Origin of the sequence: Amycolatopsis sp. lyj-23, from assembly GCF_046549135.1 — a bacterium.
GTDB lineage: Bacteria > Actinomycetota > Actinomycetes > Mycobacteriales > Pseudonocardiaceae > Amycolatopsis.
Genome location: NZ_JAJPWN010000001.1, coordinates 668,306 through 678,204, shown reverse-complemented (window position 1 = coordinate 678,204; position 9,899 = coordinate 668,306). Strand labels below are relative to the sequence as shown.

At 70.5% G+C, this 9,899-nt stretch carries 7 protein-coding genes; all 7 read right to left on the bottom strand.

Annotated elements, in window-relative coordinates; all coding sequences use genetic code 11:
* Positions 1-200: 200 nt before the first annotated feature.
* The 7 genes from ACLJPY_RS02695 to ACLJPY_RS02665 are packed head-to-tail and all read right to left on the bottom strand — an operon-like array spanning position 201 to position 9,236.
* Positions 201-1,979 carry an HAD-IA family hydrolase gene (locus tag ACLJPY_RS02695; protein WP_410586363.1) on the bottom strand — a complete coding sequence of 593 codons (1,779 nt, stop codon included), beginning with the start codon at positions 1,977-1,979 and terminating at the stop codon, positions 201-203.
* Position 1,980: 1 nt separating this feature from the next.
* The gene (locus ACLJPY_RS02690; RefSeq protein ID WP_410586362.1) at positions 1,981-3,204 is read right to left on the bottom strand and encodes an FAD-dependent oxidoreductase; all 1,224 of its coding nucleotides are present in this window, start codon (positions 3,202-3,204) and stop codon (positions 1,981-1,983) included.
* The gene (locus ACLJPY_RS02685) at positions 3,201-4,388 is read right to left on the bottom strand and encodes a MazG family protein (RefSeq protein WP_410586361.1); all 1,188 of its coding nucleotides are present in this window, start codon (positions 4,386-4,388) and stop codon (positions 3,201-3,203) included. Before ACLJPY_RS02685 ends, ACLJPY_RS02690 begins: the two co-directional genes overlap by 4 nt.
* On the bottom strand, positions 4,385-4,957 hold the full coding sequence (locus ACLJPY_RS02680) for a phosphoribosyltransferase family protein (protein WP_410586360.1): 573 nt from the start codon (positions 4,955-4,957) through the stop codon (positions 4,385-4,387). The genes ACLJPY_RS02685 and ACLJPY_RS02680 overlap by 4 nt, the downstream gene beginning before the upstream one ends.
* Positions 4,935-5,696, bottom strand: a complete 762-nt coding sequence (gene pyrF, locus ACLJPY_RS02675) for an orotidine-5'-phosphate decarboxylase (RefSeq protein ID WP_410586359.1) — start codon at positions 5,694-5,696, stop codon at positions 4,935-4,937. The genes ACLJPY_RS02680 and pyrF overlap by 23 nt, the downstream gene beginning before the upstream one ends.
* The gene (locus tag ACLJPY_RS02670) at positions 5,693-7,306 is read right to left on the bottom strand and encodes a CTP synthase (RefSeq protein WP_410586358.1); all 1,614 of its coding nucleotides are present in this window, start codon (positions 7,304-7,306) and stop codon (positions 5,693-5,695) included. Before ACLJPY_RS02670 ends, pyrF begins: the two co-directional genes overlap by 4 nt.
* 19 nt (positions 7,307-7,325) lie before the next feature.
* Positions 7,326-9,236: an FAD-dependent oxidoreductase gene (locus ACLJPY_RS02665; RefSeq protein ID WP_410586357.1), complete on the bottom strand. Its 1,911-nt coding sequence runs from the start codon at positions 9,234-9,236 to the stop codon at positions 7,326-7,328.
* Between the last annotated feature and the right edge of the window lie 663 nt (positions 9,237-9,899).

The window sequence follows — 9,899 nt, the reverse complement described above, 5'->3', positions numbered from 1 at the left end:
GCCAAGTCGTGCGTCCGTGCCCTTCGAGCGTCGACTCCGGCGGCTGCTTGGTCAGCTACCGCCCACGGCCGCCGTCTGGCTGCCGTTGCCGTGCTGATCCGGCCTTCGGTCGGTCACGACGCTCGCCCGCGCTGTCGAACTCGGCCGACCAGCGGCTCGTCAGCTGTTCAGGCGGGTGCCGTGGCTCGTGGCGCGGCCGATCACGGCTGGTACTGCGGTTCCGCAGTGACCGCTGCGCCGCGCGGGCTCGACGGCGTCTTCCCCTGCGGGAGCGGGAGCGGGATCGCGTCCGACGTCGCGCTCGGCTGCCGGTGGAACCGCAGGGCCGCGCCGAGTTGTTCCACTCGCACCTCCGACAAGAGCGTGACCGAGGAAGTGGCCAAGTCGATCGGCTGGGCGGTCACGGCCACAACCGCGCACCCCGCTCGAATTGCGCTGGTCACGCCGGCAACAGTGTCCTCGATCGCGACACAGCGGCCGGCCGGCACGCCGAGCGCGGTGAGGGCGGTCGTGTACGGTTCCGGGTCCGGCTTCGTGGCCATGACGTCGTCGGCGCACACCACCACGTCGAAGGTGTGCCCCAGCACCGGCAGCACGGAGTCGACGAGCTCACGTCTGGTCGAGGTCACCAGTGCGGTCGGCACCCCGGCGGCGGCGAGGTCGGCCAGCAGTTCGCGGGCACCGGGCACGGCCAACGGCACGGTGCTCAGCCGTCGTGCCACGAGCGACTCGACCGCAGCAGCAACCAGTTCCACCGGCAGGGAGACGTGCAGCGCGTCGGCGATCACGAGCAGGGTGGTGGTGATGTCCAGTCCGGTCGTGTTCCGCAGGAGTGCTTCCGGCACCGCCACCCCGTACCCCCGCAGCACCTCGCTGATCGCCTCGTTCCACACCTCCTCGGTCGTGATCAGCGTGCCGTCCAGGTCGAACAGCACCGCTGCCGGCCCGGTCGCCGGCGATGTGGCCGCGAACCGGTCACCGCACACGGTGGGTGGAGCACCGGCGAGCAGGTGGGACAGGACCTCGCCGCCAGGGTTGCGCTCGACCAGCGCGAGGTATTCACGGGTCCGTTCGGTCACAGTCTCGGCGACGAATCGGTACACCTCGTCCGGTACGGCCGAACGGAACAACTCCGGGTGCCGGTATTCAATCGAATCGCAGATCACCGCACCCGCGTTCGCCAGCGCGTCGGGCACCGAGAGGATTCCCCGGGACTTCAAGATGTTCTCGACGACGTCGTCGCTGTACGGACAGTTGGCCCCGCTGATGATGGCGCGGCAACGCAGCTCCGCAGCGAGTGTGGGATTCACCAGGCCGGAAGCGGAACACAGCACGAGCGCGTCGACCGGTACACGCCACCAGGGGGCGTCCGAGGACAGCGCGGTGCAGCCGGGCACCGCCTGCCGAGCAGGGTCCTTGTCGTACGTGTGCACCTCGGCACCCGCCGCGGCCAGCAGCGCGGCGACCACGCTGCCGGTCTTGCCGACGCCGTGCACGAGGAAGTACCGGCCGGAAAGCCGGCCCCCCAATGCTGCCCTCGCACAAGCCACGACACCGTGCGCGGTCGCCACGTTCGCGTCGACCGGAGCGTCCACGGCCGCCAGCACGTATGGGGACAACTCGGTCAGCAGCTGCGCATCCGCGTTGCCGATGTTCATGTCGCAGCCGGTGTAGAGGTCACCGGCTGCGGAGTTCAGGACCTCGGCCACCGCGTGGAGCAGGTCCACCCGGTCCACGGTGGCGGGATCGGCACGCGCGGTGATCTTGGCGCCGGAAAACCCGGTGCGGTAGAGCGCGTGCTTGACCATCATCCGCCGGGTCAGCCGCACACCGTCGGCCAGCGCTGCGGCGTCGTCGGGGTACGGAAGGAGACGCAGGCCGCCGTTGGCGGGGCCCGCACCGGGATCCTTCTCGTGGACCACGTGGAAGGTCACCCCCGACCTCGAGGTGTACCGCCGGACGTTCACGTCGGATTCCATCTCAGTTCTGCCTCACCGTCGGGTGCCACAGTTCCGGGCGCAGCGCAGCGCTGCTCATGTCGAACGCGGTACGGCCGTCCAGTGCCAGGTCCGCGCAGACGGCACCGAGCAGCGGCACGATCTTGAACACCCAGCCGGTGGCGCACACGACGATGTCGCGGTGGTGTGCCAGCACGTCCGGGGCGAAGTCGACGAGCATCTCCCGCACCAGTTCGCCGGGCCGGTCCGGCGCGGTGAACAAGGCGCTCGTGCAGGTGGAAGCGCCCACGGGAACGGGATCCAGCACCGGCATGTGCTCGGCGACCCACGCCCCGATCCTGGCGACCACCGCCGGCTCGGGCTCGGCCGAACGCTGGGCCGGCGTCCGCAGCACTCGGCTCGGGTAGTTGGCGCCGACCCGGGCGTAGCCCGGCTTGTCCCAAGCCAGCGCCGGGAATCCGTAGTACAGCCCGGGGTCGTCCTCGCTCGTGGCCTGGAAGTTGATCCAGGTGGGCAGCTCGGCCGCGGCAGGTGCGGCGCGGAAGTAGGCCGAGATCATTTCCCAGACGACGGTCCGGAGCTCGAATCCCAGCAGGCGCAGCACGTCGTTGGACTCCGGGCCCGCCGCGACCACCAGCTTGGCGGCGTGCACGGTGTTGCCGCACTCCGTACTCAGGCTGATGCCCGCACCGCTGACGTCGATGTCGATCACACGACGGCCAGGCAGGAGGGTGACGTGCGGTGCGGCCCGAGCACCGCGCAGCAACGCCCGGAGAGTGGCCTTCACGTCCGTGGCGGCGCCGTCGGGCTGGAAGAAGCCGCTCCACCACGGAGGAATGCCCCGGAACCCGAACCGCTCGGTCACCTGCTGCGCCGTCAGCCCCTCGAACGGTACGTCCAGCTGATCCATCACCCTGAGCACGGCTTCGATCTGGCCTTCCGCACCCGGCGCGCGGGAATCCCCGAACCACAGGCAACCGGCCCGGGTGGCGAGTTGCTCGCCCGAGTCCTGGCTCAACTGGTCCCACAGCGGTATCGAGTCCAGCACCAGCCGGGAGATGGCCGGATCGTTGTACTGGATCCGGAACTGGCGTGAGGTCCCGGCAGAGGCGGTGTCGTCGTGCAGGAACTGCCGCCGATCCAGCAGCACGGTCCGGTGGCCGCGGCGCCCGGCGTGGTACGCCGTGGCCAGGCCGACGGCTCCTCCGCCGACAATGGCCAGGTCGCAGTCATACGTCGTGCTCATCGGGAACCACCAGCCGAAACGGGGGAGGAGTGCAGTTGGTCGCGCAAAGCGTCCTCGGCGCAGATGTTCGCGGCCGTCGCCTGCCTGACGAGACTGAACAGCAGCGCGCCGAGCAGCGCGGCCCCGCCGGGGGTGTCACCGCGCGCCACCGCCGCCTCGAAACCGGCCAGCTGCTCGGCCGCGGTGCCGTAGGGCGCCGCGGAAGCCCGCTCGATGACGCGCTGGGCACGCAGCAGAGCGGGAAGGGCCAGCGGCACGCCGGATGGGCTCTGCTCGCCCTGTTCGGCGCGTTTGATCGCCGCCCAGTTGGCGAGGACCTCGTCGGTGCCGCTGACCGGAAGACCCGCGAAGACGTGCGGGTGCCTGCGGACCATCTTCGTCACCAGCGTCCGGCACACGTCGGCCAGGTCGAAGTCTCCGTCCCGGGCACGCAGTGCGGCCTGGAACAGCACCTGGAAGAGCAGATCGCCCAGCTCGTCGCGGTGCGCTTCGGTGTCACCGCCGTCGATGGCGTCCAGCAGCTCGAAGGTTTCCTCGACGAGGTACTGCCGGATCGAGCGGATGTCCTGCTCCCGGTTCCAGGGACAGCCGCCGGATCCGGCCAGCAGCCGCTCCATGAGATCCGCGGCCTCGCGCAGGGCGGCGGTGCGTGGCGTGGGCAGCCAGTCCCGGATCCGGGCCAGCCTGCCGTCCAGTTCGTCGACGGTGCCGTCGTTGTCCACCACGATCCGCGCCCCGGTGAACCGGGCCAGCTCCCGGTCGAAGGGGTCGGCGGCCGCCCGGACCATCGCCCGCGTCCCCAGCCGTGCCCACCGGGTCCGGCGGCCCGCCCGCACCTGGATGAACACCGCGCCCAGGGCCTCCAGCCGTTCGAGGTCGGGTGCGCACCGCAGACCGACCACGATCAGCGGCCCCGGGTGGTTCAGCGCCCGGTCGCTGAACCAGAGCGGCGCGTCCGCGCGCAGCTGCTCGGCCAGCTCGATGAGCGGACGGCGCGCCACCGCCTTGGCGCGGTAGGTGTCCAGGCGAGCGCCGGGCCGGCCGCGACGCCGTTCGAACTCGTCCAGCAGCGCGGCCGACGACTCGACCACCCGGTATCCAGGCAGGTGTTCGGCCAGCAAGCGGGCCGCGGTGCTCTTCCCCGATCCCGCCGGCCCGATCAGAGCGATCAGCGGGCCGCTCACGACGCCCGCCTGCTGCCGGGGCTGTCGATGCCCACCCCGGCGGCGCACTGGGGGCACCGTGCCGGCTCGTGACCGGGCATATCGCGGCGCACCACCGCCACCAGCGGGACCTCGTTCTCCCAGGGGTACGGGACAGTTCGCCGCACCACGAGCGCGCAGACGCCCACCGGCCGCGCGTCCGCGCCGCGCACGAGAGCAAGTACCTCCTCCACGGTGCCGGCGGTGGTCAGCACGTTTTCCACCACGAGCACCCGCTGCCCCGGTGCCAAGTGCTGGCCTCGCCGCAAACGCTGACTGCCACCGGCTCGCTCCGAGTAGAGGAACGGCCGGCCGGCCAGCCGGGCGCATTCGAAGCCGAACACGATCGCACCGAGCGCCGGAGCGACCACGACGTCGAATTCTCGCCCCAGTTCTCGCAGCAGTTGCGTGCACAAGGCGGTGCAGCGCGCCGGGTCCTGGTGCAGGACGGCGGTCTGGTTGTACACCGCGCTGTGCAGCCCGCTGGTCAATTCGAAGTGTCCGGTGTGGATGACGTCGGTGAGGTCGTCAGCGCTGAGTGGCTGCGGCACCGTCGGCACCCCCCGTCACGGCCTCGTCGAGGAGCCGCTGCGCGGTGCGCAGTGCCTCGACCGGGTCCGGCGCCGCGATGATCGGCCTTCCCGCCACGAGCACCGAAGAGTTCTTCAGTCGTGGGTCGCCGAAGGTGGCGATCCGGTGCGGGGCGTGATCGTCCGCCTGTTCCTCGCGGAAGCGCACCCCCGGGGTGACGATGAGGAAATCCGGACCGTGCGCCGCCCGGACCGCGGCCGCTTCGTCAGGCGAACACACGATCCCGTCCACTCCGGCCTGCCGGGCACGGGCGGCGTAGCGCGTGACGACGTCCTCGGTGGGGCGCTGACCGCCCAGGTAGGCGTCGAAGTACTCGGGACCGTGGCTCACGAGCACGGTGACGGCGAGGACGTTCGGTCGGGGGGCGATCCCGCTGTCTCTCGTGGCACGCACCGCGCGGCGGATGGCTTCGTCACCGGTCAGGGCGTGCACGTCGAACATGAACGGCCGGAGACGGCACGCTTGCAGCGCGGAGGAGTAAACCGTCTGGGGGATGTCGTGGAACTTCAGGTCGAGGAACACCTTGGCGCCGTCGTCCGCCAGCTCCCGGACGAAGCCCGGGCCGGAGCCGAGCAGGAGGTGGGGGCCGATCTTGAAGTGGTCGGTGTACGGGCGTAGCGCGCGGTACAGTTCGCGTGCCCGACCGGCGTCGGGGACGTCGAGGGCGACCGAGATGGGCGGCGCTTGAGATGTGCTCACTGCAAGACTCCGTTCGTACTGGGAACCCGGGCCAGCGCCGCTGCGACGAAGGCGCGGTAGAGGGGATGGGGAGCGGTGGGCCTGCTCAGGTACTCCGGGTGGAACTGGCATGCGGTGAAATACGGGTGCTCCGGCAGCTCCACGATCTCCACGAACGAACCGTCCGGTGATTGCCCGGACACGACCATGCCGTGGCGCGCGAGTGCTTCCCGGTAGGCGTTGTTCACCTCGTAGCGGTGGCGGTGCCGCTCCTCGACCTGGTCCCTTCCGTACGCGTTCGCCGCGCCGCTGCCCGGGGTGAGGGCACACAGGTGCGAGCCGAGCCGCATCGTGCCGCCTCGATCGCGCACGGCGCGCTGGTCGGGCCGCAGGTCGATCACCGGGTCCGGCGTGGCGGGGGCGAACTCGGTGGAGTGGGCATCCGTCAGCTCCAGCACGTCGCGCGCGTAGTCGATCACCGCCACCTGCAGCCCGAGGCAGATCCCGAGGTAAGGCGTTCCGGTGGTGCGTGCCCAGTGCGCCGCGGCGATCTTGCCTTCGATCCCCCTGGTGCCGAACCCGCCGGCCACCAGCACCCCGTCCACGCCGGACAGAAGGCGGTGGGCGCCCGACCGCTCGATCTCCTCGGCGTCGATGTGCCTGAGCACGACCCTGCGTTCGCACGCGATGCCGCCGTGCACCAGCGCCTCGTTCAGGCTCTTGTACGAGTCGGCCAGTTCCACGTATTTGCCGACCACGGCGATCACCGGACCCGCCGGTGCGGTTCGCAGCACGTCGACGACCGCCTGCCAGGACGTCAGTTCCGCGGGACCGGTCGTCAGTGCCAGCAGCCGGCGGATCTGCTCGTCGAAGCCCTGCTGGTGCAGCACGAGGGGGAGCTCGTAGATGCTGTTCACGTCCGGAGAGACCAGAACCGAATCCGCGGGCAGCCCGCAGAACGCGGCGAGCTTGCCCCTGGTGCGCGCGGCCAGCGGCCGGTCGCAGCGGGCCACGAGCAGGTCGGGGTGGATGCCCGCCTGCCGCAGCGCCTGCACGGAATGCTGGGCGGGTTTGGTCTTCACCTCCTGCGGACCGGAGAAGAACGGAACCGCCGCCACGTGCACGGCCGCGCAGCCGCCCGGCGGAAGCTCCTGGCGGAGCTGGCGGATGGCCTCGAGGAAGGGCACCGGTTCCAGGTCGCCGACCGTGCCGCCGCATTCGATGATCGCCACGTCGGCGTCTGCGGCACAGGCCGTCATGCGTTCCTTGATCTCGTCGGTGACGTGCGGGACGACCTGGACGGTCGCACCGTCGTAGTCACCGGCGCGCTCCTTGCGCAGCACCGCGGCATACACCGCACCGCCGGTGAGGTCGTTGGCGCGTGACAGCACCGCCGGGGTGAACCGCTCGTACACGCCGATGTCGAGGTCGCACTCCGCGCCGTCCGCGGTCACGAACACCTCGCCGTGCTCGACCGGGTTCATGGTGCCCGCATCGATGTTCAGGTACACGTCGAGCTTCTGGAACGTCACCGTCAGCCCGCGGGCGGCGAGCAGGGTGCCGAGGGAAGCGGCGACGAGCCCCTTCCCGGTCGACGAAGCCACACCGCCGGTCACGAACACGAACTTCACGTCAGGTGCTGCCTTCCGTTCAGACGGCGATCGCCGTGTTCCAGGCGTGCCGCAGTGCGGCACCGAGGTCACCGGGGCGCACGCAGTCGCCGATCGGGTGGACCGGCAGACCGGCGGCGCGTGCAGCCCCAGTGAGCGAGCTGCCCGGGTGGACACCGACGGCGGACACGATCGTGTCCATCGCCGGCCCGCACGATCCGCTTCGGTCGCGGGGAGCACCGTCGGTTTCGGCGATGATTTCGGTGTCGAGGCGCACCTCGACCCCGTGTCTGCGCAGCGCGGCCAGCAACCACCTCCGGTGCGAAGGTTCGAGGTCCTCCGCGAGAGTCCCGCCGCGCTCGAACAGCGTGACCTCGTGCGCGCTGCGGGCCAGGTGCAACGCCACCTCGCAGCCGGTGATCCCGCCCCCGACCACGCCGGCCCGGGCGCCGGGAACCACGACGCCGGAAAGCACGTCCAGCGCCGCGACCGCGGCCGGTGTGACCGGCTTGCGGGGAGCCGCTCCGGTCGCCACCACGAGCACCTCGGCGCCGAGTCCGGCCACTTGAGCAGCCGTGACACAGCTGTTCAGCTCCACCACCACGGGCAGCGCCCGCAGTTGTGCCCGCTGGTAGGCGAGGAAGGCCGCGAGATCCTTCTTGAAGTCCGGCCGGGAGGCCGCCCGCAGCACGCCCCCGAGTTCCGCGGCGGCGTCGAGCAGCCGTACCCGGTGGCCGCGCCGGGCCAGCACCCGCGCGGCTTCCATCCCCGACGGACCACCGCCGACGACCACGACCCGTCGCGGGCGCGAGGCCGGCTCCAGGCCGGCCGCCGTGTCCGGCCGGACATCGCAGCGCACCGGTACAGCTCGCAGGCCGTCGTGGACGCACCGGTTCGACCGGATGCAAGGCCGGATCTCCGCTTCCCGTCCGGTCTCGGCCTTTTCCGGCCACTGCGGATCGGCGTGCAGCTGTCTGGCCATCGAGACCAGATCGGCCTGGCCATCGTGGAGCAAGCGCCGCATCGCGTCCGCGGAGGAAAGACCGCCCGACGCGATGACCGGGATTTCGACCGCGCGCCGGACCCCGGCGGCGAGCCCAACCAGATTGCCGCGGTCTGCGTAGGACGGTGTGCTGCGTTCATCCCGGCTCTCGTACGTACCGGCGGAAACGTGGACGGCACACACACCGGCGCTCTGCAAGGTGAGCGCTATGGCCGCTGCGTCGGCAGGGGTGGTTCCCCCTGTTCTCAGGTCGGAGCCGTTGAGCCGCACCATCACGGGGATTCCGGTCTCCCGCACCGTCCTCGCGATGCGCAGCAGGAGCGTGCTGCGTGCGGCGAGATCGCCCCCGTTCTCGTCTTCCCGCCGGTTGGTGTCCGGTGCGAGGAACTCCGAGATCAGGTAGCCGTGGGCGGCGTGCACCTCCACCAGGTCGAAACCCGCCAGCAGGGCGCGCCGGGCAGCGGCTGCGAAAGCCCGCACGAGCGCGTCGAGGTCTGCGGCGGAGGGAATGTGCAGGTCCGGGTCGGATCGCATGGACGGAGCCCAGCGAGCACCTGGCACCAGCCGTTGGGTTCCCCCGTGACAGAGCTGCAGCGCGGCGCGAGCGCCTCCCGAATGGATCGCGTCCGCGAGCCGGGACAGGCCACCGATGTGCGTCTCGGAGTGCGCGCGCAACTGCAGTGGCCAAGACACCGCGGCCTGGTCGTCGACCGCGCAGAACTCGACGATGGCCAGCCCCGCTCCGCCCCGCGCCACCTCGGCGTAGTAGTCGAGCAAGCGGCCGGTCACCATGCCTTCGCCGGTGGCCAGGTTCGTCGCCATGGCCGCCTTGACGATCCTGTTGCGCAGGACAACCGGCCCCAAAGAGATCGGCTCGAACAGCGGATCGGCGCGCGCGTCCGCCGGCGAGAAGGAGTGCACCGGTCCGGCTTCGCCCACCACGCTCATTCACCTGGGCTTGGCAGCGCGAGGACATCCGAGGAAATCGACACCCGCGGTGCGCGAGACGTGCAAACCTGAAGCGAATCGCCCCACCCGGGAAGCGTTCCGGTCGTGTCGGAGAAGACTGCGGACGGAAACCTTGGCGGCATCGTTGCTCCCGTGCGAATCGGCTACCGGAGTTCGTTGTTGTGCGCTACGGCTTGCCGATATTCCTTTGTCCTCGTAAATCTGCGCTGTCGGCTCGAAGATTTCTCGTTGTCCGAACCACAACGAAGACACTTCGTGCATCGTATGCTCACTTTTTCCCGGTTGAGCCATCTTGGCCTCTTCAGGCAGTGTTTGCCGTGGGGTGGTCATCCTGCGTCGAACCGCTTGCTGGTCAAGGGTCGAACCAGTACGATCGTCCCCCCGTGTGGGCGCCCACACCCTCCGGCCTGGTTGAACCGCCGGGCCCGGTTCCGTCATCCTGGCCCGTTCGTAGCCATCCGACCTGGTCGAACGCGCCCCTGCGGCCGGCGAACCCGAGGCCGGCATGTCGAGTCCTGAGCGCCGGTCCCTGCCCCCGCGGCCGGACGACCCCGTGAATAGGCCTGAGGCGGCGCTCGGCGTGGGCGTGCGGTCCCGAACACTTGCCCGGAGATTCGGTTTGAGGGCGCTTCGCGCACATTT